Annotated in this window: 22 protein-coding genes; 13 read left to right on the top strand and 9 right to left on the bottom strand. The window is 65.6% G+C overall.

The window, feature by feature from the left end:
- Window positions 1-30: 30 nt before the first annotated feature.
- The 3 genes from FHS31_RS13085 to FHS31_RS13075 form a co-directional block, all read right to left on the bottom strand.
- Window positions 31-1,233 carry a pyridoxal phosphate-dependent aminotransferase gene (locus FHS31_RS13085; protein ID WP_167074229.1) on the bottom strand — a complete coding sequence of 401 codons (1,203 nt, stop codon included), beginning with the start codon at window positions 1,231-1,233 and terminating at the stop codon, window positions 31-33.
- A 219-nt stretch (window positions 1,234-1,452) separates the two neighbouring features.
- Complete coding sequence (gene pabB, locus FHS31_RS13080) at window positions 1,453-3,150, bottom strand: aminodeoxychorismate synthase component I (RefSeq protein ID WP_167074227.1); 1,698 nt, start codon at window positions 3,148-3,150, stop codon at window positions 1,453-1,455.
- Between the two features lie 48 nt (window positions 3,151-3,198).
- Window positions 3,199-3,690, bottom strand: coding sequence for a DUF4142 domain-containing protein (locus FHS31_RS13075; RefSeq protein WP_243843458.1), 492 nt, complete (start codon window positions 3,688-3,690; stop codon window positions 3,199-3,201).
- A gap of 124 nt (window positions 3,691-3,814) precedes the next feature.
- Between FHS31_RS13075 and FHS31_RS13070 the strand changes: the two genes are divergently transcribed.
- Window positions 3,815-4,480: an MBL fold metallo-hydrolase gene (locus FHS31_RS13070; protein ID WP_167074225.1), complete on the top strand. Its 666-nt coding sequence runs from the start codon at window positions 3,815-3,817 to the stop codon at window positions 4,478-4,480.
- Here the strand turns inward: FHS31_RS13070 and FHS31_RS13065 are convergent, their stop codons facing one another.
- Together FHS31_RS13065 and FHS31_RS13060 are read right to left on the bottom strand one after the other, a co-directional pair.
- On the bottom strand, window positions 4,481-5,203 hold the full coding sequence (locus FHS31_RS13065) for a hypothetical protein (protein WP_167074223.1): 723 nt from the start codon (window positions 5,201-5,203) through the stop codon (window positions 4,481-4,483).
- 19 nt (window positions 5,204-5,222) lie between these two features.
- A complete protein-coding gene (locus FHS31_RS13060; RefSeq protein ID WP_167074221.1) occupies window positions 5,223-5,630 on the bottom strand; it encodes an MAPEG family protein in 408 nt (135 codons plus the stop codon).
- Between the two features lie 200 nt (window positions 5,631-5,830).
- Here FHS31_RS13060 and rpmF point away from each other — a divergent pair, with 200 nt between their 5' ends.
- The 5 genes from rpmF to FHS31_RS13035 are packed head-to-tail and all read left to right on the top strand — an operon-like array spanning window position 5,831 to window position 8,773.
- Window positions 5,831-6,010 carry a 50S ribosomal protein L32 gene (gene rpmF, locus FHS31_RS13055; RefSeq protein WP_167074219.1) on the top strand — a complete coding sequence of 60 codons (180 nt, stop codon included), beginning with the start codon at window positions 5,831-5,833 and terminating at the stop codon, window positions 6,008-6,010.
- Window positions 6,011-6,041: 31 nt separating this feature from the next.
- On the top strand, window positions 6,042-7,085 hold the full coding sequence (plsX, locus tag FHS31_RS13050; protein WP_167074217.1) for a phosphate acyltransferase PlsX: 1,044 nt from the start codon (window positions 6,042-6,044) through the stop codon (window positions 7,083-7,085).
- Window positions 7,082-8,053 (top strand): beta-ketoacyl-ACP synthase 3, encoded by a 972-nt coding sequence (locus FHS31_RS13045; RefSeq protein WP_167074215.1) that lies wholly within the window; start codon window positions 7,082-7,084, stop codon window positions 8,051-8,053. The genes plsX and FHS31_RS13045 overlap by 4 nt, the downstream gene beginning before the upstream one ends.
- A 55-nt stretch (window positions 8,054-8,108) precedes the next feature.
- Window positions 8,109-8,408 (top strand): integration host factor subunit alpha, encoded by a 300-nt coding sequence (locus FHS31_RS13040; RefSeq protein WP_167074213.1) that lies wholly within the window; start codon window positions 8,109-8,111, stop codon window positions 8,406-8,408.
- Window positions 8,409-8,416: 8 nt separating this feature from the next.
- Window positions 8,417-8,773, top strand: coding sequence for a MerR family transcriptional regulator (locus FHS31_RS13035; RefSeq protein ID WP_167074211.1), 357 nt, complete (start codon window positions 8,417-8,419; stop codon window positions 8,771-8,773).
- Between the two features lie 6 nt (window positions 8,774-8,779).
- Here FHS31_RS13035 and FHS31_RS13030 read toward each other — a convergent pair whose 3' ends face one another.
- From FHS31_RS13030 to FHS31_RS13015, 4 genes are all read right to left on the bottom strand, one after another.
- The gene (locus FHS31_RS13030; RefSeq protein WP_208408709.1) at window positions 8,780-9,304 is read right to left on the bottom strand and encodes a GNAT family N-acetyltransferase; all 525 of its coding nucleotides are present in this window, start codon (window positions 9,302-9,304) and stop codon (window positions 8,780-8,782) included.
- The gene (locus FHS31_RS13025) at window positions 9,301-9,840 is read right to left on the bottom strand and encodes a SixA phosphatase family protein (RefSeq protein ID WP_167074209.1); all 540 of its coding nucleotides are present in this window, start codon (window positions 9,838-9,840) and stop codon (window positions 9,301-9,303) included. Before FHS31_RS13025 ends, FHS31_RS13030 begins: the two co-directional genes overlap by 4 nt.
- A complete protein-coding gene (locus FHS31_RS13020) occupies window positions 9,837-12,563 on the bottom strand; it encodes an ATP-dependent DNA helicase (RefSeq protein ID WP_167074315.1) in 2,727 nt (908 codons plus the stop codon). Before FHS31_RS13020 ends, FHS31_RS13025 begins: the two co-directional genes overlap by 4 nt.
- 110 nt (window positions 12,564-12,673) lie before the next feature.
- A complete protein-coding gene (locus FHS31_RS13015) occupies window positions 12,674-13,243 on the bottom strand; it encodes a hypothetical protein (protein ID WP_341786358.1) in 570 nt (189 codons plus the stop codon).
- Window positions 13,244-13,325: 82 nt separating this feature from the next.
- Between FHS31_RS13015 and FHS31_RS13010 the strand changes: the two genes are divergently transcribed.
- From FHS31_RS13010 to eda, 7 genes are all read left to right on the top strand, one after another.
- Complete coding sequence (locus FHS31_RS13010) at window positions 13,326-14,903, top strand: lysine--tRNA ligase (RefSeq protein WP_425057235.1); 1,578 nt, start codon at window positions 13,326-13,328, stop codon at window positions 14,901-14,903.
- A gap of 111 nt (window positions 14,904-15,014) precedes the next feature.
- A complete protein-coding gene (locus tag FHS31_RS13005; RefSeq protein WP_167074205.1) occupies window positions 15,015-15,680 on the top strand; it encodes a DUF1345 domain-containing protein in 666 nt (221 codons plus the stop codon).
- Window positions 15,681-15,719: 39 nt separating this feature from the next.
- Window positions 15,720-17,657, top strand: a complete 1,938-nt coding sequence (locus tag FHS31_RS13000) for a M61 family metallopeptidase (protein ID WP_167074203.1) — start codon at window positions 15,720-15,722, stop codon at window positions 17,655-17,657.
- A gap of 4 nt (window positions 17,658-17,661) precedes the next feature.
- Window positions 17,662-19,110: a glucose-6-phosphate dehydrogenase gene (zwf, locus tag FHS31_RS12995; protein WP_167074201.1), complete on the top strand. Its 1,449-nt coding sequence runs from the start codon at window positions 17,662-17,664 to the stop codon at window positions 19,108-19,110.
- Window positions 19,103-19,807, top strand: coding sequence for a 6-phosphogluconolactonase (pgl, locus tag FHS31_RS12990; RefSeq protein WP_167074199.1), 705 nt, complete (start codon window positions 19,103-19,105; stop codon window positions 19,805-19,807). The genes zwf and pgl overlap by 8 nt, the downstream gene beginning before the upstream one ends.
- Window positions 19,804-21,636, top strand: coding sequence for a phosphogluconate dehydratase (edd, locus tag FHS31_RS12985; protein ID WP_167074197.1), 1,833 nt, complete (start codon window positions 19,804-19,806; stop codon window positions 21,634-21,636). The genes pgl and edd overlap by 4 nt, the downstream gene beginning before the upstream one ends.
- Complete coding sequence (gene eda, locus FHS31_RS12980; protein WP_167074195.1) at window positions 21,633-22,247, top strand: bifunctional 4-hydroxy-2-oxoglutarate aldolase/2-dehydro-3-deoxy-phosphogluconate aldolase; 615 nt, start codon at window positions 21,633-21,635, stop codon at window positions 22,245-22,247. The genes edd and eda overlap by 4 nt, the downstream gene beginning before the upstream one ends.
- Window positions 22,248-22,250 lie beyond the last annotated feature (3 nt).

The raw sequence follows: 22,250 nt of genomic DNA, 5'->3' as shown, positions 1-22,250 counted from the left end.
TGCCACCTCCCCGTCCCGGGGAGGATCAGCTCACCCCAGCTTGGCGCAGGCCTCCTGCATCCGCGTGCAGGCCTCGGTCAGCGTCGCCTCCGAAGTCGCATAGCTGATGCGGAACGCGGGCGAGAGGCCGAAGGCCGCGCCGTGGACCGCCGCGACGCGATAGTCATCGAGGAAATAGCCGATCAGCGCCTCGTCGCTATCGATCACCTTGCCCGCCGGCGTCGCCTTGCCGATCAGCCCGGAGACGTCGGGATAGACGTAGAAGGCGCCCTCAGGCACCGGGCAGGTGACGCCCGGAATCGCGTTGAGCATCCCGCACACCAGATCGCGCCGCCGCTGGAAGGCGGCATTGCGCTCGATCAGGAAATCCTGCGGCCCGTTCAATGCCGCCACCGCCGCCGCCTGGCTGATCGAGCAGGGGTTGGAGGTGGATTGCGATTGCAGCTTGCTCATCGCCTTGATGATCGCCACCGGCCCGCCCGCGAAACCGATCCGCCAGCCGGTCATCGAATAGGCCTTCGAACAGCCGTTCACGGTCAGCGTGCGATCGTAGAGATCGGGGCAGACCTGCGCGATCGTCGCAAACTCAAAATCGCCGTAGACGATATGCTCATACATATCGTCGGCCATGATCCATACGTGCGGGTGGAGCAGCAGCACCTCGCCCAGCGCCTTCAATTCGGCGGCGGAGTAGGCCGCGCCGGTCGGATTGGAGGGCGAATTGAGGATGATCCACTTGGTCCGGGGCGTGATCGCCGCCTCCAGCTGCTCGGCGCGAATCTTGTAGCTCTGGTCCGCGCCCGCCGCGACGAACACCGGCGTGCCCCCACAGAACTGGACGATATCGGGATAGGAGACCCAGTAAGGCGCGGGCACGATCACCTCGTCCCCCGCTTCCACCGTGGCGACCAGCGCGTTGAACAGCGTGTGCTTGCCACCCGAATTCACGCTAATCTGCTGCGTCGCATAGGTCAGCTCGTTGTCGCGCAGGAACTTGGCCGCGATCGCTTCCTTGAGCTCGGCGGTGCCGTCGACATTGGTATATTTGGTCTTGCCGGCGCGGATCGCCTCGATCGCCGCATCCTTGACGAAGTCGGGCGTATCGAAATCGGGCTCCCCCGCCGCCAGCCCGATCACCTTGATGCCCTTGGCCTGCAGCTCCAGCGTGCGCGAAGTCATCGCCAGCGTCGGCGAAGGGGTAATGCGGTCGAGCGCGGCCGAGATCAGCGGCATTGGGGGTGTCCTTGTGGCCTGGAGAAGCGCGGCTGCCTATAATCGCCTTTGCCCAGCGGGCAACCGGGGATCGGAACACTTCCATAATCCTCCCCCGCCAAGGGGAGGTGTCAGCGCAGCTGACGGAGGGGGAGGATGCCGCGTACTTCGATAGTTCACCGCCGTCCTCCCCCTCCGACGCCTTCGGCGCCACCTCCCCCTGGCGGGGGAGGATTGAGCTCAGCCGAGCCGCGCTTCGATCAACCCGCGCAGCGCATTGCCGATCAGGAAGCCTTGCGCGAGATCCTCGCGCCGAAGCTCCCCCTCGATCGCCTCGCCCTCCGCAATCAGCGCCGCGCGAAGCACGCCGGGCAGCAGGCCGCGCGTCAGCGGCGGCGTGACGAGAAGGCCATCGCTTCGCCGCACGAACAGCGAGGTGAAGCTGCCCTCGGTGAGCAAGCCCTCCTCATCGACGAACACCACTTCGAAGCAGCCGCTCTCCCGCCGCGCCCGATCGTAAAAGCCGCGATCGCTGGTCTTGTGGATCAGCCGCACGTCGGCATGATCGACCGGCAGCGGCGCGATCCGCACCGTCACCGGCTTGTCCGGCACAGGCGGCAGCGCTCTGCTTTCAATTGCCAACGCCCCCGATCGCGCCAGCCGCAGCCGCACGCGCGCCGCATCGCGCAGGCGGAAGGTGGCGGCGTGCAGCTCGTTGCGCGCGGCATGGCGATCGAAGCGGAAGCCGAGCGCCGCGGCGCTCGCCTTCAGCCGCGCGAGATGACGCTCCAGCTCCAGCAACCCTTCCTCGGCATCGAAGCGCATCGTCTCGATCAGATCGAAGCGCGGCTGCCCGGCGCGCAGGAAGGCGCCCTTGGCCAGGCACTCCTCCCACTCGGCCGGCGCCCGCGAATCCGCGACGATCCCCGAACCAAGCCCGATGCTCGCCTCGCCTTCGCCATCGATCACCAATGTGCGAATCGCCACGTTGAAGGCGGCATCGCCGTCGGGATCGATCGCGCCGATCGCGCCCGTATAGATGCCGCGCGGCGCCTGCTCGATCGCGGCGATCGCCTGCATCGCGCGATGCTTGGGCGCGCCGGTGATCGATCCGCACGGAAATAGAGCCTCAAGCGCGTCCAACGCATCCTTATCCGGCGCAAGCGCTGCCTCGACGCCAGAGACCATCTGCAGCACGGTCGGATAGCGTTCGACGGCAAACAGCTCCGGCACCGCGACACTGCCCGGCGCGGAGACGCGCGCGAGATCGTTGCGCAGCAGATCGACGATCATCAGATTTTCGGCGCGCTGCTTGGGATCGGCGGCAAGGGCCTCCGCCAGCGCATCGTCCTCGGCGGGAGAGCGCCCGCGCCGCTCGGTGCCCTTCATCGGCCGCGCGATGATCCGCTGGCCCTCGATCCGGAAGAACAGCTCGGGCGAAAAGGACAGTAGCCAGCGCGCGCCATCATGCACCACCGCCCCCCACCCCGCTCCCGCCTCGGCGCGCAGCCGCGCATAGAGCCCAAGGGGGTGCCCGCCGACGCTTACGCGGTTTGGGAAGGTCAGGTTGAGTTGGTAGACTTCGCCCGCCGCAATCAGCGCCTGCGCCTCGGCAAGCGCGGCGGCATAGGCCTCGTAGCTGATCGAAGGTTCGGCAGCGGAGCAGAAAGCGCCAGCCGGATCGGGCAGCTCGGCGATATCGAAAGGCTCGTCGCGGTCGAACAGGCCGAACCATAGCGAGGGGCCGGCGCCAGCATCATAGCTCAGATAGCCCGCGACATGCCGCCCGGCACCAATTGCCTCACGCAACCGGTTCAGCGCCTGCGGAACATCCCCGGCGCGATCGGCGCTGACGATCTCGATCGGATCGCGGAGCAACAGCTGCCGTCCGCCGGGCCGCGCATCATCCAGCAAAACAAAAGGACCGCTGATGGGCATTGCGTGGCCCATGCAGCGGTCCTCCCGTTCAGGCAATCATAGCCTGGCTTACATCGGCATCGAATTGAGCATCGAGATATGCTCCTGCACCACCGGCACGATCTTGGCGGCGGTTTCCTTCAGCGCGGGCTTGTCGCCGGTCGAAGCATAATCCTGATGGGTTTCCAGCGCCATCTGGTGCGCGGTCTTCTGCTGGCTCACATAGAGTGCATCGCGGTCCTTGCCCTTGGCGGCGGTGAGATCGGCGATCATCTTCTTCTGATCGGGCGAGAGCATCGGCGGCTTCGGGTGCAGGCCCGATTTCATCGCGGCCGACTTCACCATCGTCGTGCTCTTGGTGTGATCGGTGATCATCATATTGGCAAACTTCTTGATACCCGCATCCTTGCTGGACGAAAGCACCAGCGCACTGGCCTTCTTCTCATAGAGATCGCCGGCACCGGCTTTCATCAGATATTCCGAAGTCGGCATCGCGGCGGCGACGCCCGCGAAAGCCACCGACGCAGCAAGCGCGGCCGTAATTCCAGAGCGCAAATTCATGACGATCCTCCTGTTTAGTTGGTCGGCAGCAGAACGCCTGACTTTCCAAATAGTTCGTCCTGATATGGATCAAGCTGCACTCCCGCGCTTGCCCTTGCCTCGTCGCCACGCCATTTCGGCAGGCATGAACCAGCAACCCCCGCTTCGCGCCGCCATCGTGCCCGTCACGCCGCTGCAGCAGAATTGCAGCCTGATCTGGTGCACCAAGACGACGCGGGGCGCGTTCATCGATGCCGGGGGCGATCTCGATCGGCTGAAGGCGGCGGCGGCGAAGGCAGGCGTCACGATCGAGAAACTGCTCGTGACGCACGGCCACATCGATCATTGCGGCGGCACCGGCATCCTCGCCGCGGAGCTCGGCGTACCGATCGAGGGGCCGCACGAAGAGGATCGCTTCTGGATCGCGCGGCTGGGCGATGATGGCCGCAGCTATGGCATCGAGGGCAAGCCTTTCGAGCCCGACCGCTGGCTGCAGGATGGCGATCAGGTGACGGTCGGCGAACTGGTGCTGGACGTCTACCATTGCCCCGGCCACACGCCGGGCCATGTCGTCTTCCACCACGCGCCCTCGAAGCTGGCGATCGTCGGCGATGTGCTGTTCCAGGGATCGATCGGCCGCACAGATTTCCCGCGCGGCAATCACGCCGATCTGATCGCCGCGATCACGGGGAAGCTCTGGCCGCTCGGCGGTGACACCGCCTTCATCTGCGGCCACGGCGCCATGTCCACCTTCGCCCACGAACGGCAGAGCAACCCCTTTGTGGGCGATCGGGTGCTGGCGGGTATTTAACTATCGACCTACAAGAGCCTTTAGTACATCAAGCGTCCCTTGATCTGCGGGGCCATCAAAAGATCGAATGGTTGCGAGAGCCTTTTTCCCCGCCTCAATCACTTCTACTTTAGACGCGCCACTTCGACTGCCGGCCGCGTTAGTTAAAGCCAATGCGGCATGATAAAATAAGAATGGAGCCTCCGTTCTAAATCGGTCCTGCAGCCAATCGATATCTGCCTTTATCGGCTCCATTTGCATCATAGCTATGGCAGCCAGCCGACTGCCGGCAGAACCAGAGCCCTTATAAGTTTCGATTCTGCTAGACGTTGATGGCCCCAGCGCACGCATTTTTACTATGATGCGTGTCATCTCTCGTGTTCGAGTACTTCCCGAAGACATTGTCCTTCGGATCGAGTCGTATTCCAAGCAGAGCTTATCGAGTTCACGAAACAGATCTTCTGCTCCAAACTCCTTCGAAGCCGCCTCGAGCCTGCCAGCCGTTCGAGCTTGGTCGATCGTTATCTCGCCAGTCTCGGAGGCTTTATCCGCCAAACTATCGAGTTCCACACCGACGCCGGGAAATGATACCTTGCGCACTCGATCGACGAGCGACGGCAAGCGCGTCACGGCGGAACTCAAATCGCGCCGAAAAGCGATCACGATCGCCGCAAAGGCGGCAGGCCAAGCAATCGCGCCGATAAGCGCTGCGACCGCTGTAATTAGTTTAGCCGCCGCATCCATCAGTCAACATCTCCTAATGTCAGCGATGCCCGGTGTAGACGATCCAGATCGCCGCCGCCGCCAGGATAAGCTGCACGGCCCAGGTCACCATGATGCCGATCGCCCTTAAGGGCACATGGCGGGGTTCGCCGCCCAGCGATTGATCCATGCCGATCGGGTGCAGCACGCGCGCCACGATGAAGGCGATGCCCACCGCCCACAGCCAGCCCTGCGGCCCCTTGGCATATTCGAGGAGGCCGAGCAGGATCAGCACGAAGGGCGCATTCTCGGCGAAATTGGCCTGGGCGCGCATCCGGCAGAGCATCAGCGGGTGGCCGGCATCCCCGGTCATGATCTTGGCGCCCATCCGCACCTGTACGCAGCGTGATGCCAGCCAGATATTGATGATGGCGGCGGCGGCAGCCATCGTGAGCGTGATCGGCAACATAGCACTTCCTCCCCGGAGCGGACCCACCTGCCATGGGGCGGTTTGGCTTGCAACGCGGGCCAGAATCTGTATGAGGGGCCGGTCCGCGACGCTCCCGTCGGCGCGCTTCCAGCCCTCCTCGCTCTGGTGAGACTCGGTGCCGGCAGCGATCCCTTGGGTCCGTCGCGCATTTTTTTGTTAATATTGGAACAGGTGCCGAGATGGCAGTCCCTAAAAGAAAAACCTCGCCTTCCCGGCGGAACATGCGCCGCAGCCACCATGCGCTTGAAGTCGCGGCGTTTCAGGAATGCCCGAACTGCGGCGAGCTGAAGCGCCCGCACAATCTCTGCGGTCATTGTGGTCATTACAACGGACGTGAGATCCTTCCGGTCGAGGCCTGAGGATAGCAGTGTCGGTTGGGGCGCAGGGTCGATGAGCGGGCCGCGTCTCGCGATTGATACCATGGGTGGTGACAACGGGCCGGCCGCGCCGGTTGCCGGAGTCGCGCATGCGATTGGTCAGCATCCCGACCTCGCCTTCACCTTGTTCGGGGACGAAGCCGCCGTCGCGGCCGAAGTCGCCAAATACCCCGCGCTCGCCGGCGGCCTTGTCGCCATCGCGCACGCGCCCGACACAATCAGCGGTGAGGACAAGCCCAGCCAGGCGATCCGACGCGCGCGCACCACATCGATGGGGCTCGCGATTCAGGCGGTGAAGGACGGCGGCGCCGATGCCGCCGTGTCGGCGGGCAACACCGGCGCGCTGATGGCGATGTCCAAGCTCGCGCTGCGTACCATCCCCGGCATCGATCGCCCCGCGCTGGCGACCTTGCTGCCGACGCTCGGCAAGCATGATCTCGTCATGCTCGATCTCGGCGCCAATACCGAGTGCGATGCCCAGAATCTCGTCCAGTTCGCGGTGATGGGCGCGGCCTATGCGCGCATCCAGAACGGCATCGCGCGGCCCACGGTGCGTCTGCTCAACATCGGCACCGAAGAGCTCAAGGGCACCGGCGAGCTGCGCGAGGCGGCGGGCATGCTACGCGCTGCGCCTCATCTTCCCCTCACTTTCGACGGCTATATCGAGAGCGATCGTCTCGGCCGGGGCGAGGCGGACGTAGTCGTTTCGGACGGCTTCTCCGGCAATATCGCCTTGAAGACCATGGAGGGAACGGCGCGCTTCGTCACCGATCTGCTCCGCCGCGCCTTCACCAGCTCCTTCCGCTCCAAGGCGGGCTTCCTGCTTTCCAAGCCGGCTCTGCACCTGCTGCGCGTCCAGCTCGATCCCAACAATCATAACGGCGCGGTCTTTCTGGGCCTCAACGGCATCGTCGTGAAGAGCCACGGCGGCGCCAATGCCGTCGGCATAGCCAATGCGATCGAGGTGGCGGCGAAACTGGCGCGGGAGAATGTCATCGCGCGGATCGTCGAGGATCTCGCCAAGGTCTCGACCGCGCCGGTCAAAGGCGCAGCGTGAGCGGCCCTTCGCGGCGGGCGATCATTCTCGGCACCGGATCGGCGTTGCCGAAGCGCCGCGTGACGAATGCCGAGCTCGCCGAGACCGTCGACACCTCAGACGAATGGATCGTCGAGCGCACCGGCATCCGTGCCCGCCACATCGCGGGAGAGGGCGAAACCACCGCGACGCTGGGCGCTGACGCGGCCCGCGGCGCGCTGGAGGCCGCGGGAATAGAAGCGCATGAGATCGGCCTCATCATCCTCGCCACCGCCACGCCCGATCAGACCTTCCCCGCATCCGCCACCAAGGTGCAGGATATGCTCGGCATCACCGATTGCGTCGCCTTTGACGTCGCGGCGGTCTGCTCGGGATTCCTTTATGCGCTGTCGGTCGCCGACAGCATGATCCGCGGCGGCACGGCGGACAAGGCGCTGGTGATCGGCTCCGAAACCTTCAGCCGCATCCTCGACTGGGAAGACCGCGCTACCTGTGTGCTGTTCGGCGACGGTGCGGGCGCGGTCGTGCTGGGCGCGGAGGAGGCCAGCGAACGCGGCATCCTCTCGGTGGCGCTGCATGCCGATGGGCGGCACAACCAACTGCTCTATGTCGATGGCGGCCCCTCGACCACGGGCACGGTCGGCAAGCTGCGCATGAAGGGCCAGGAAGTGTTCCGCCATGCCGTCACCAATCTCGCCGCCGTGCTCAGCGAGGCCGTTGCCAAGGCCGGGCTGGAGACCAGCGCGATCGATTGGGTGGTGCCTCATCAGGCCAACCGCCGCATCCTTGACGCCACCGCGCGCAAGCTCGGCCTCGCGCCCGAGAAGGTGATCGTCACGGTGGACGAACATGCCAATACGTCTGCGGCCTCCGTCCCCCTTGCCTTCGACTCCGCAGTGCGCGACGGGCGCATCAAGCGCGGCGATCTGATCGTGTTCGAAGCAATGGGCGGAGGCTTCACCTGGGGCGCGGCAGTCGCCCGTTTCTAAACACTTGGCGGGCACGGCTCGCTTGGGTTACAAAATTCCACTCAATGGGGGCGAAATGACCGAATCGGGAACACTGACCCGCGCCGATCTGGCGGAACTGTTGCACAGCGAGATCGGCCTTTCGCGCGCCGCATGCGCCGATATTATCGAGCGCACGCTGGCACATATGTGCCACGCCATGTCCATCGGTGAGAATGTGAAGATCTCGGGCTTCGGCACGTTCGTGCTGCGCGACAAGGCGCAGCGTGTCGGCCGCAATCCAAAGACCGGCCAGGAAGTGCCGATCGCGCCGCGCCGCGTGCTCACCTTCCGCGCGAGCCAATCGTTGCGCGACCGTATCGTCCAGGCCGGCTGACCCGGAGGATGGCGCCCTCCGAAAAAGCCGAGGGCGCCTTTCGGACGATCAGTGAAGTGGCGGGCGAACTCGGCCTGCCTCAGCATATCCTGCGCTATTGGGAAACGCGCTTTCCGCAACTGAAGCCGCTGCAACGCGCGGGCAACCGCCGCTATTATCGGCCCGCCGATGTCGCTTTGGTGAAGCGCATCCATGAGCTGCTGGGTAAGCACGGTTATACGGTGCGCGGCGTGCAGAAACTGCTCGCCGAGGACCACCGCAAGGCGATGCCTGCGCCGGAGCCTGAGGATAAGCACGGCGCACTCAAAGCGATCCGTGACGGCCTCGCACTGGCGCTGATCGAGGATGCTCGGCTGACGCTCTGAAATCGGTCACAACGCCTTGGCGTAGATATGATCCTCGAACGGCGCGTCACCGACCATGAAGCGCTGAACCGCGCCAGTATCGACGAAGCCCTGTCGCGCGTAGAAGACCTGGGCCTTGATGTTCTGCCGATAGACGCAGAGCAGCAGCCGATCGCCGCCCGACGCGCGCGCCTCCGCTTCGACCGCCGCCAGCATCCGCGCGCCCCAGCCGCCGCTCTGCCAGCCGCTGAGCATGTACAGCCGCTTGAGCTCACGATCCCGCTCGGCGGCCGGAAAATCGATCGTCGGACGGCCGAGCATCGCATAGCCGATCGGCGCGCCCAGCGCCGTTTCGACCAGCCAAAGCGCCATCGTCGGATCGGCCAGCGCAGCATGGTAATAGGCCGGGGAATGATAGGCGCGGACATGCGCGAGAATGGCGTCGCCCGGATGATCCTCAGCGAAGGCGGTGAGGAAGGTCGCGGGGCCGAGCAGCGCCAGCTTCTCCGCATCCGCCGCCACTGCCCGCCGCAGCGTCGGCTCGGCGGTCAAGGCTGATCGGGGCCGAACGCGGGATCGAGATCGCGGGGGCGGGTAAAGCGCTTGAGGCGCCCGCTGCCAGGGGTCAGGCGCGCCCAGCTTGAGGTATCGAGATCGATTTCAGCGACGCTGGCCGTGGGATATTTCTCCTGCACGGTGCGCCGCTCGCTCTGCTCGCCCTCGGGTACGAGCATCAGGACCAGCTCCTCCAAGCCTGGATTGTGCCCGACGAGCAGCACATCGTCGGCCTCGTCCGGCACCTCGTGCAACACGTCCAGCAACTCATCCGCGGTGCCGAGATAGATGCGCCGCTCCCAGGCCGGATCGATCCCCGGGCCATAGCCTGCCGAAACCTCTTCCAGCGTTTCGGCAACGCGCAGCGCGGGCGAGGCGAGGATGCGGTCAAAGTGTGCGCCCTCGTCGCGCAGGTAGCGGCCGATCGCGCGCGCCACCTTGCGCCCCTTGGCGTTGAGCGGCCGATCGAAATCGCGCTTGGCCATGCCGTCGTCACCCGATTTGGCATGGCGCAGCAAGGTCAGCCGTTTCATACCCGTCCCGTCAGCGCCTCGGTCGCGGCCTTCTGCCCGAAAGCAGCCCCGTGCGAAAGCCGTTGTTGCACGCGGACGACCGCTTCTTCGAGCGAAAGTCGGGAAATCGGCACGCCGGGCGGAAAGGCATCGAGCAGGCGCGAAGGCGTCGCGGCCGACAGCAGTACGAACAGTCCACGATCCCCCGCGCGCCGGATCAGCCGCCCGAAGCCCTGCGCGAGCCGCGCTTTGACCAGCCTTTCATCATAAGCGGAGCCGCCACCCGCTGCGCGCCGGGCGGCATGCAGCACGGTCGGGCGCGGCCAGGGCACGCCCTCCAGCACCACCAGTCGCAGCGAATCGCCGGGAACATCGACCCCGTCGCGCAGGGCATCGGTGCCGAGCAGCGAGGCACGCGGCTCATCGCGGAAGATATCGACGAGCGTGCCGGTATCGATCGGATCAACGTGCTGCGCGTAGAGCGGCAGCCCGGCGCGTGCGAGGCGATCGGCGATGCGGGCGTGGACCGCCCGCAGGCGCTGGATCGCGGTGAACAGGCCAAGCGCCCCGCCGTCGGACGCCTCGATCAGCCGCGCATACGCCCCCGCAAGCGCGGGCAGATCGCCACGCTTGATATCGGTGACGATCAGCACCTCCGATTGCGCAGCATAATCGAACGGGCTCGGCACCGAAAAGCGCATCGCATCGCGATCGAGATGGATCGCGCCGCTCCGCGCCTCGGCAACGGGCCAGTCGCCGCTGCTCGTCAGCGTCGCCGAGGTGACGATCAGGCCGTGGGCGGGCTTGAGCACGACCTCGGCGAGCGGCCGGGTGGGATCGAGCCAGCGGCGATGGAGGCCGATGTCATACTCCCGCCCCTCGACGCGATCGACCGCCAACCAATCGACGAAATCGGGATCGGTCGGCCCGCCGAGCCGGGTAAGCAGCGACACCCAGGCGCCGAGGATCTGGGTGCGATGCGCGATACCGTAGATCGCGCCATCGACCCGCGCGCGGGCGGCGGCATCGAGCCAATCCGGCGCATCCTCCAGCACCGCCTGCAGCCGCTGCCGCAGGCGCGCGAGCGGGCGCATCAGCGATTCGAGCGCCTCGGCGGCAACAGCCGCCGCCTCGACCAGCGGTGCCTCGAGCTCCGAAGCGTGCGTCTCGAGGCCATAGCCCGCGTCCGCCGCATTGGCGCGCGCATAGACGGCGGTGCGAACCTGCGCGAGCAGCTTCTCGATGGGACCGAGCGGCATCTCCTCCGCTAACCGCCCTAGCCAGCCATCGCTCGGCAAGAGCGTCGCCGCCTCCCGCGCCTGCTCGATCGCGCGCGCGCCTTCCTCGTCATAGGAAGCGACATCGAGCAGCCGCGCGGCCAGCCCCCGTCGTCGCCCGCGCGCCTTGCTCTCGGGGCCGATGATCCAGCGGCGCAGCTCGATCGCCTCCTGCCCGCTCAGGATCGCGGCGAAGGTCGAATCGGCGGCATCGAAGACGTGATGGCCCTCGTCGAAGATCAGCCGATCGAGCGATTCGCCCGCCTCGGCACGGCGCGCGGCGGCTGTCATAACCAGCGCATGGTTGGCGATCACCAGATCGGCCTGCTCCGAGGCCTTGGCCGATCGTTCGATGAAGCAGCGGCGATAGTGGGGGCAACCGGCATGGATGCACTCTCCGCGCCGATCGGTAAGCGCCGTCGCGCCCGCGCGGCGGAACAGAGAGGGCAACCAGCCGGGCAGATCGCCGCCGACCATATCGCCATCGCGGCTGTAGGCGGCCCAGCGCGCGACCAATTGCGCGAGGATGGCGGCGCGTCCCTGGAAGCCACCTTGCAGCGCATCCTCCAGATTGAGCAGGCAGAGATAATTCTCCCGCCCCTTGCGGATCACAACCTTTGCGCGCCGCTCGGCAGGATCGGGGAAGAGCCGTGCGGTCTCGGCCGAGAGCTGGCGCTGCAGCGCCTTGGTGTAGGTCGAAATCCACACCGGCCCCTGCGCCCGATCCGCCCACAGCGCGGCGGGCGCGAGATAGCCGAGCGTCTTGCCGATGCCCGTTCCCGCCTCGGCGAGCAGCATATGCGGCTGGCCTTGTGCCATGCGCGGATCGAAGACGCGCGATGCGGCGGCGGCATAGTCCCGCTGGCCTGCCCGCACTTCGGCGCCGGGGCCGGTCAGCCGCTCCAGTGCGGCGACGGCCTCCTCCGAATCGAGGCGAATCGGCAGCGGCTGCGGGCGCTGCGGTGCCTCTTCCCATTGCGGCAGTTTGGAAAAAAGCCAGGCTTCGGCCTCACTCGGCCGGGCGATGCGCGGACCGACGAGAGCCGCCCAGGGCCAGCGCATCCGACTGAGCGATTGCGCGGAGGTCCACGCGCCGCCGCGTTCGGGCCAGTCCGCATCGCCGAGCGTGGCGAGCATGGCGCCCGCCGCTTGCTGCAGGAAAGCCGCCGCCGCGCTCTCCTCGTCGGGCGGCATCAGCTCCAGTGCGCGGGCGAGGCCGCCGGGCGTCGGCACCGCAAACCGCGCCGGATGCGCGAAGGCGAACAATTCCAGCAGATCGAGCCCCGAAAGCTCCGGCATCCCCAGCCGCGCGGCGACCAGTGGCGCGTTGAGGATGATCGTCGGCGTCGCCGAAAGCTGGCTGAGCGCCGCCCCGCGCCCGATCTGGGCGGTGGTGCCATCGGCGTGGGCGAGCCAGATGCCCGCGTGGGTAGCATGCAGCGCGGGAAGCAGTGCGCTCGCTACCATCCCCATTCGTCCCGAGCGAAGTCGAGGGACGTGGCGCAGCAGCAGCGTCGAACGTGTCTCGACTTCGCTCGACACGAAAGGATTTTCAAATCAGGCACGATCTAACGCCCTCAATACCGCAGCGCCGCCACGAAGGCCTCGGCGTTGGGCAGGCGATCGAAATGGATGTTGCCGTCCACGTCTGCACTCGGGTCATCCGGCACCAGGATCAGCGCGGCATTGCCGAAGCCCTTGGCGTCCACCTGCCCCAAGACACCCCCCATCACGCGATCGCGGCAAATCTCCATCAACGGCAGGCGCATCCATGGCAGCGTCCAGAGAATGCGGCGATCGGTCACGGTTAGCTGGATGAACGGCGCGCGCATCACCGCGGTGAGGAAGCCCGGATATCTGCGGATCAACAGCCAGGCGACGAGCACCACGAGTGCGAACAGCACGCCGGTTACGCCTAGCGAGAACAGCCAATCGCTACGGCTTTGCGGATAAGGCCACCAGATCGCCCAGAGCAATATGGTCAGCGTCCAGCCCTGCAGCAGGATGAAGGTGAGGACGGTCGCCGATCCCGCCGGCACCGCGCGAATCCCCGGTCGCGCGACATAGCGAGTCTCCTCGGCCAGATGATCGGAACGGCGCATATAGAGCGTCGGCAGGGAGGCTTCGGGCGGCAGGATTTCGATCACGCTGGCACCTCCTCTCGGCCGAAGTGGACACCACAGTCCCCCTCCCATAAAGGCACGCCCAACCTAAGACATGACGGAACAGATGGCAAACGAGCTTCGCGATCCTGCGCTCGCCTCCAAGGCGTGGCCCTATGAGGAGGCGCGCAAGCTGCTCGCCCGTACCAAGGGCGGTGTGCCGGATAAAGGCTATGTGCTGTTCGAGACGGGTTACGGCCCCTCGGGCTTGCCGCACATCGGCACCTTCAATGAGGTGCTGCGCACGACGATGGTGCGCCGCGCCTTCGAAACGCTGTCCGACATACCGACCCGCCTGATCGCTTTTTCGGACGACATGGACGGGTTGCGCAAGGTGCCGGACAATGTCCCCAACCCGGATATGCTGCGCGCCCATCTCGGCAAGCCGCTGACCCAGATCCCCGATCCCTTCGGCACCCACGATAGCTTCGCCGCGCACAACAATGCGATGCTGCGCGATTTCCTTGATCGCTTCGGCTTCGATTACGAATTCATGTCCTCGACCGAGCGATATACGTCCGGCGCGTTCGACGATGCGCTGCGAGGCGTACTCCGCCACTATGATGCGATCATGGGCGTCATGCTGCCGACATTGCGCGAGGAGCGGCGCGCGACTTATTCGCCGGTGCTGCCGATCGATCCGTTCAGCGGCGTCGTGCTGCAGGTGCCGGTGCAGGTGGTGGATGCGGACGCCGGCACGATCCGCTTCACCGCTTCGAACGGCGAGCCGATCACGCAGTTGGCGCTCGGCGGTCATGCCAAGCTGCAGTGGAAGGTCGATTGGGCGATGCGCTGGGTCGCGCTCGGCGTCGATTATGAGATGGCGGGCAAGGATCTGATCGATTCGGTGATCCAATCCTCGAAGATCGCGCGCGTGCTGGGCGCGAAGCCGCCCGAGGGCTTCAATTACGAGATGTTCCTGGACGAGCATGGCGAGAAGATCAGCAAGTCGAAGGGGAATGGCCTGAGCCTAGAGCAATGGCTGACCTATGGCCCGCCCGAGAGCCTCGCTTACTTCATCTACCGCGAGCCCAAACGCGCCAAGCAGCTCCACATCGGCGTCATCCCGCGCGCGATCGACGATTATTGGCAATCGGCCGGGCAATATCCCGCGCAGACGGTGGACCAGCGGCTGAGCAATCCCGTCCATCACATTCCGCTGGGCGCGGTGCCGGAGCAGCTGCCGCCGGTGAGCTTCAGCCTGTTGCTCAACCTCGTCGGCGTGCTCGGCAGCGAGGCTGATGAAGCCGCGGTCTGGGCCTATCTCGGCCGCTATCGCGAAGGCGTGACCGCCGAGGCACATCCCGAGCTTGCGCCCCTCGTTCGCCACGCCATCGCCTATTATCGCGACTATGTTGCGCCGACGCTTCAGCGCCGCGCTCCAAGCGCGGCCGAGGCAGCGGCGCTGCGCGATCTCGACGCGCGGCTGGCGGCGCTGCCCGCCGATACGCAGGCCGACGCGATCCAGAACGAGGTCTATGAGGTCGGCAAGGCGCATTACGCCAAGGAGGCTTTGCGCGATTGGTTTAAGGCGCTTTACGAGACCTTGCTCGGCTCAGAGCAAGGCCCGCGCATGGGCAGCTTCATTGCGCTCTACGGCATCGAAAACAGCCGCCGCCTGATCGCCGAAGCGCTGGGCAATTAATAAGGCTCCATTCCGTTCGCCCTGAGCTTGTCGAAGGGCCGTAATTCTGTTCAGTCGCCAAGCAAGAAAAGCTGTGCTTCGACAAGCTCAGCACAAACGGGAATGGTTTCGATGACCACGGCAAGCGATAAGGGCTTCCAGATCGGGCGCAAGATCGCGCCGCCGCGCTTCATCGTCTTCATGGTGGTGGCGATCGTCGGCGCCGCCGTCGCGATCGGGCCGCTCGGCTGGCGCGAGGGCACGATGGCGGCGTTCGATTGCGCCGCGATCATCTTCCTGGTCAGCGTCTATCCCCTGCTCTGCAGCGAGGCGGATCAGATGCGCGAGGCGGCGCGGCGCAACGATGCCAACCGCGCCTTCCTGCTCCTGATCACCTTGGTGGTATCAATGACCGTGCTGGTCGCGGTGGCAGCCGAGCTTAGCCAGAAGGGCGGGCTCAAGCCGCCGATCGTCGCCATGATCGTCGGCACGCTGGCGCTCTGCTGGGTGTTCAGCAACACGATCTACGCGCTGCATTATGCGCATATCTTCTACACACTTGATGGCGACGGTGAGGGCGACAGCGGCGGCATCGAATTCCCCAAGACGCCCGAGCCCGATTATTGGGACTTCATTTATTTCGCCTTCTGCCTGGGGATGACCTTCCAGGTCTCCGACATGGACATCACCAGCGGCCGGGTGCGCAAGGTCGTTACCGCACATTGTCTGGCGGCGTTCATCTTCAACCTCGGCGTGCTGGCCTTTACGATCAACACTTTGGGCGGCGGCGGCAGCTAAAGGCTGGACAGCGGACCGCGCGCGATTAAGGCCGGTGCCATGATTAAGCTCGCCGCGCGCATCGCGCTCCCGCTCCTCGCCACCGCTGCTCTTGCCCAGGCCGGCCCTTCGCCCACCGGCGCCAGCAAGCCGCAGGCGCTGCCGATCACGCAGACCATCCCGCCCGCAAAAGATGTGCCCTACCCCGGCACGATCAAGCTCGCGGTCGATGCGACGGATACCGCCCGCCACATCTTCCAGATCAGCGAGACGATCCCCGTCCAGCCGGGGCATCTCGTGCTGCTCCATCCGGCCTGGCTTCCGGGCGCGCATGCGCCGCAAGGCGAGATCGACAAGATCGCTGGCCTGACCGTCACCGCTAACGGCCAGACGATCCCGTGGACGCGCGACACGGTCGATGTGCGCGCCTTCCATCTCGATGTGCCGGCGGGCGTTACCCAGATCGATGTCAAGTTCCAGTTCCTCTCGGCGACCGACGCCAAGCAGGGCCCGGTGGTGATGACGCCCAACATCGTCGCGCTCGAATGGATCTCGAACGTCCTCTATCCGGCCGGTTATTATGCCCGGCAAATCATGATCGATCCGAGCGCCACCTTCCCGGCCGGCTGGACCTCGGCGGGCGCGCTCCGCCCGGCAGGGGCGGCGACGGCGGCGGGCGGCACGGTGCATTACGGCACGGTCGCGCTCGATACGCTGGCGGACTCACCGACGTTCGCGGGCCGCTTCTACAAGGCCTATGAGCTCTCGCCCGACGTCACGCTGAATGTCTTCGGCGAACGGCCCGACCAGATCGACATCAAGCCCGAGCTGCTGGCGCAGCACAAGGCACTCGTGGCGCAGGCGACCAGGCTCTACGGCGCGCAGCACTACAGCCATTACGATTTCCTATTCGCGATATCGGACAAGATCGATGGCTTCGGACTGGAGCATCACCGCTCGTCCGAAGATCAGGCGCCCAACGATTATTACAGTGATTGGGACGCGCATGTCGCCGAGCGCGATCTGCTCGCGCATGAATATACCCATAGCTGGAATGGCAAATTCCGCCGACCCGCCGATCTCTGGACTCCCGATTACCGGACCCCGATGCAGAACAGCCTGCTCTGGGTCTATGAGGGGCAGACCCAGTTCTGGGGCAATATCCTGACTGCGCGCGCGGGCCTGCGCAGCAAGCAGGAGGCGCTGGACGGCCTGGCGATCGACGCCGCCAATTACGATACGCAGCCCGGCCGCAACTGGCGCGCCCTGGTCGACACCACCAACGAAGAGATCATGTCCAACCGCCATCCCGAACCTTGGCCGAGCTGGCAGCGGGTAGAGGATTATTACCGCGAGGGTCAGCTCGTCTGGCTGGAAGCCGATGCGATCCTGCGCGAGAAATCGGGTGGCAGGAAATCGATGGATGATTTCGCGCATGCCTTCTTCGGCGTGAAGGATCGCGACTGGGGCGAACTGACCTATACCGTCGATGACATCGCCGCGACGCTGAATGCGATCCAGCCCTATGACTGGGCGACCTTCCTCAAGGAGCGCGTCTATGCCGTCGCGCCCAAGGCGCCGCTCGGCTGGATCGAAAAGGGTGGCTACAAGCTTGTCTATACCGATAAGCCGGGCTCCTTCTGGAAGAGCCGCGAGAGCCACGCGCACAACCTCAACCTCATCTATTCGGGCGGCCTGGTGATCGGCAAGAACGGCAGCGTCAGTTCGGTGCAGTGGGATAGCCCGGCCTTCAACGCCGGCATTGCCGTCGGGGCGACCATCGTCGCGATCAACGGCGCGGAATATTCGAACGACGATTTCAAGTCCGCGATCAGCAACGCCAAGGGCGGCACCCAGCCGATTGCGCTGCTGGTCAAGCAGGGCGATGTCTATCGGACGGTCAATCTGCAATGGAACGGCGGCCTGCGCTACCCGCACCTCGAAAAGACCGGCAAGGGATCGAGCGGCCTGGACGCGCTGCTGGCGGCCCGAAAGTAAGCGGATGAGCGCCGCACAAACCCTGCTGCTGTTTGGCGTTACCGGCGATCTTTCGCGGCGGATGCTGCTGCCCAGCCTGTTCGGGCTGCATGCGGATGGTTTGTTGCCCGAAGGGCTGATGATCGTCGGCACCGCGCGGCACGATATCGGCGACGACGGCCTGAGGGATGAGGCCCGCAAGGCGATTGCGCCGCTCGTCGCCGAACGCAAGCTGGATGCGGCCGTGCTTGAGAGCTTCATCACGCGGCTGAGCTACGTCGCCGCCGACGCTTCCGATCCGTCGAGCTTCGCAGCGCTCGGCAAGGCTCTCGAGGACCGCATCGAGGGCGGCATCGCGATCTTTCTTTCGACCGCGCCCAGCCTGTTCGGCTCGACGATCGCGGGCCTCGAGCAAGCCGGTCTCGCGGGCCCCAAAACGCGCCTCGCGCTGGAAAAGCCGCTGGGCCAGGATCTCGCCTCCAGCCGCGAGATCAACGATGCCGTCGCGCGCGTCTTTCCCGAACAGCGCACCTTCCGCATCGATCATTACCTCGGCAAGGAGACGGTGCAGAATCTGCTCGCGCTCCGCTTCGGCAATCTGATGTTCGAACCGTTGTGGAACGCGCAGGGCATCGACCATGTTCAGATCACGGTTTCGGAAACGGTCGGCCTGGAGGGACGGACCGGCTATTTCGACGGCATGGGTTCGCTCCGCGACATGGTGCAGAACCATATGCTGCAGCTCCTCGCTCTGGTGGCGATGGAGGCTCCCGCCCAATTCTCCGCCGATGCCGTCCGCGACGAAAAGGTGAAGGTGCTGCGCTCGCTGCGCCCGCTCGATGCGGCCAAGGAGAGCGTGATCGGCCAATATGCGGCGGGCGCGATCGCCGGCCAGCCGGTGCCGGGCTATATCGACGAGCTCGGCAAGCCATCGGATACCGAGACCTTCGTCGCGCTGAAGGCGCATGTCGATAACTGGCGGTGGAAAGGCGTGCCTTTCTATCTGCGCACCGGCAAACGCCTGCCCGCCCGACAGTCCGAGATCGTCATCCAGTTCAGAGCGGTGCCGCATTCGATGTTCAACGGGCGTGGTGCCAGCCTCAAGCAGAACCGGCTCGTGCTCGGCATCCAGCCCGAGGAGAATATCCGCCTCGCCATCATGGCCAAGCAGCCGGGCCTCGATCGCCAGGGGATCCGCCTGCGCGAGGTCGATATGGACATCCGTGACGCAAACGCCTTCGCCGACGTCCGCCGCCGCATCGCCTATGAGCGGCTGCTGATCGATCTGATCGAAGGCGAAAGCACCCTGTTCGTCCGCCGTGATGAGGTGGAGGCGCAGTGGCAATGGATCGACGCGATCCGCGCGGGCTGGAACGAAGCCGGGATGCGGCCGAAAAATTATGGCGCGGGAACCTGGGGCCCCGCTGCAGCGATAGCCCTTACCGAGCGCGATGGAGTGAGCTGGTATGATTGAAGCCGAATGGTGGGATTATGAGGAGCGCGACGAATTCGTCGACGCGCTCGCGGGCGATATCGGTTTCATCATCGAAAGCGCGCTCGATGCGCGCGGCTCGGCGGTGGTTGCCTTGTCCGGCGGCAAGACGCCGGTCGCGGCCTATGAGAAGCTCGCCAAGCAGAAGCTCGATTGGAAGCACGTCACCATTTTCCCCGCCGACGATCGGCTGGTGAAGATCGACAGTCCGATGTCCAACGTCGCGATGCTCGCAAAGATTTTCCTGCCCAAGGGCGCGCGGGTTATGCCGCTCGGGACCGACAACCCCGATTACAAGGCGGCGGGCGCCGCGGCCGACGCCCGGCTGCAAGACGTGAGCTGGCCGCCCGATTTGATCCTGCTCGGCATGGGCGAAGACGGGCACACCGCATCGATCCTGCCCGGCCCTGACCTTCAAGGCGCGCTCGATGCGCCCAAGGCGCGCCGCGCGATCGGCGTGATGCCCGATCCGCTGCCCAAAGACGCGCCCGTTGCCCGCGTCACGCTGACCGCCGCGGCGATCCGTCAGTCCCGGTCGCTGCTGATCGCGATCACGGGCGAGAAAAAGAAGGAAGTGCTGGAGGCGGCGATCGAAGAAGGCGCTTCCTCCAAATATCCGATCGGCCGCGTGCTCGCCGAAAGCGATCTCGCGGTGGATATCCACTGGAGCGCCGAATGAGCCTCGACGCCGCCGTTTCCGCGGTCACCGATCGGGTAATCGCGCGATCGGCGGCGACCCGAGCGCGCTACCTCGATCTGATCGATCAGCAGCGCGATCACGGCGTCCACCGCCCCCGCCTCGCCTGCGGCAACCTCGCGCACGGCTTCGCCGCTGCAGGCGAGGACAAGCATGCCATCAAGCGCGGCCATGCGATGAACATCGGCATCGTCACCGCGTATAACGACATGCTCTCGGCGCATCAGCCCTATGGCCGCTACCCCGAGCAGATGAAGGTCTTCGCTCGCGAAGTCGGCGCCACCGCGCAGGTGGCGGGGGGCGTGCCGGCGATGTGCGACGGCGTGACGCAGGGCCAGGCGGGCATGGAGCTCAGCCTGTTCAGCCGCGATACGATCGCGCTTTCGACGGCGGTGGCGCTCAGCCATGGCATGTTCGAAGGCGCGGCACTGCTCGGCATCTGTGACAAGATCGTCCCCGGCCTGTTGATCGGCGCTCTGCGCTTCGGCCATCTGCCGACGATCCTGATCCCCGGCGGCCCGATGCCCTCAGGCCTGCCCAACAAGGAGAAGGTCCGCATCCGCGAGGCATATGCGCGGAGCGAGGCAAGCGAAGAGGATCTGCTGGAGGGCGAAAGCGCCAGCTATCATTCGGCGGGCACCTGCACCTTCTACGGCACCGCAAACAGCAATCAGATGATGATGGAGGTGATGGGCCTGCACGTGCCCGGCGCCGCCTTCGTCAATCCGGGCACCAAGCTGCGCCAGGAGCTCACCCGTGCCGCTGTTCACCGGCTTGCCGAAATCGGCTGGGCGGGCAACGACTATCGCCCGCTGGGCCGCTGCATCGATGAGAAAGCGATCGTCAACGCTGCGGTCGGGCTGCTCGCTACCGGAGGATCGACCAATCATGCGATCCACATTCCCGCGATCGCACGCGCAGCAGGGATCATCTTCGATTGGGAGGATCTCGATCGGCTATCGGCGGCGGTGCCGATGATCGCCAAGGTCTACCCCTCCGGCCCCGGCGACGTGAATCAATTCCATGCGGCGGGCGGCATGGCGTACGTGATATCCGCACTGCTCGACGGCGGGCTCCTCCACCGTGACGTGCTGACGATCTGGGACGGAGACCTAAGCATTTATGCCGAGGAGCCGCAGCTGAGCGATGGCGATAAGCTTATCTGGAACCCGGTCGAACGGAGTCGCGATCCTAATATGCTCCGCCCCGTGTCCAATCCCTTCCTGCCCGATGGCGGCATGCGGCTGGTGACCGGCAACCTCGGCCGCGCGACGTTCAAGACCAGCGCGGTGGCGCGCGAACGGTGGACGATCGAGGCGCCGGCTGCGGTGTTCGACGATCAGGACGATGTGTTGCGCGCCTACAAAGCTGGTGAACTGAACCGTGACGTGATCGTCGTCGTCCGTTTTCAGGGCCCGCGCGCCAATGGCATGCCGGAACTGCACAAGCTCACCCCCGCGCTCGGCGTGCTGCAGGACAAAGGCTTCAAGGTGGCGCTCCTCACCGATGGGCGCATGTCGGGCGCGAGCGGAAAGGTGCCTGCGGCCATCCACCTTTCGCCCGAGGCGCTGGCCGGCGGCATGATCGCGCGCATCCGCGACGGCGATCTGATCCGGCTGTGCGCCAACCGTGGCGATATCGAATTGCTGGTCGATGCCGATGAACTGGCCGAACGCCAGGATGCGCCGACGCCTCCCCCCGCGATCGGCACGGGACGCGAACTGTTTGCCTTCATGCGCGATGGCGCGAGCGATGCGGAAGCCGGCGGATCGGCAATGCTCGCGACGATGACACGAGATTATGCGATATGAAGACCGTTGATGACCTGATGACGCTTGCTCCGGTGATCCCGGTGCTGGTGATCCACGATGTCGCGCACGCACGCCCGATCGCCGAGGCGCTGGTGAAGGGCGGGATTCGCGCGCTGGAAGTGACGCTGCGCACGCCGGCCGCGATCGAAGTGATCCAGGAAATGACCAGGGTGGAGGGCGCCGTGGTCGGCGCGGGCACGGTGGTGAGCGAGCGCCAGCTGGATCAGGCGATCGAGGCCGGCGCACGCTTCATCGTCAGCCCCGGGCTCACGGATACGTTCGGCCCGGCGGCGATCGAACGGAACCTGCCTTTCCTGCCGGGCGTCTCCGATGCCGGCGACATCATGCGCGGACTGGAGCTGGGGCTCGATCGCTTCAAATTCTTCCCGGCCGAAACTTCGGGCGGCTTGCGTGCGCTCAAGGCGCTGGCGGCGCCTTTCTATCAATGCAAATTCTGCCCGACCGGCGGCATCACCGCCGAGAGCGCCCCGCTGTGGCTGGCCGAGCCCGCGGTTGTCTGCGTGGGCGGCAGCTGGCTGGTCCCCCCGGGCGAGCCCGACCCCGCCGAGATCGAAACGCGCGCCCGTGCGGCAGCTTTGCTCGGACACTAAACG

Source organism: Sphingomonas vulcanisoli (assembly GCF_011761305.1).
Classification (GTDB): domain Bacteria; phylum Pseudomonadota; class Alphaproteobacteria; order Sphingomonadales; family Sphingomonadaceae; genus Sphingomonas_I; species Sphingomonas_I vulcanisoli.
Note: the sequence above shows the minus strand (reverse complement) of the source record. Positions and strands in the feature narration are given on the sequence as shown.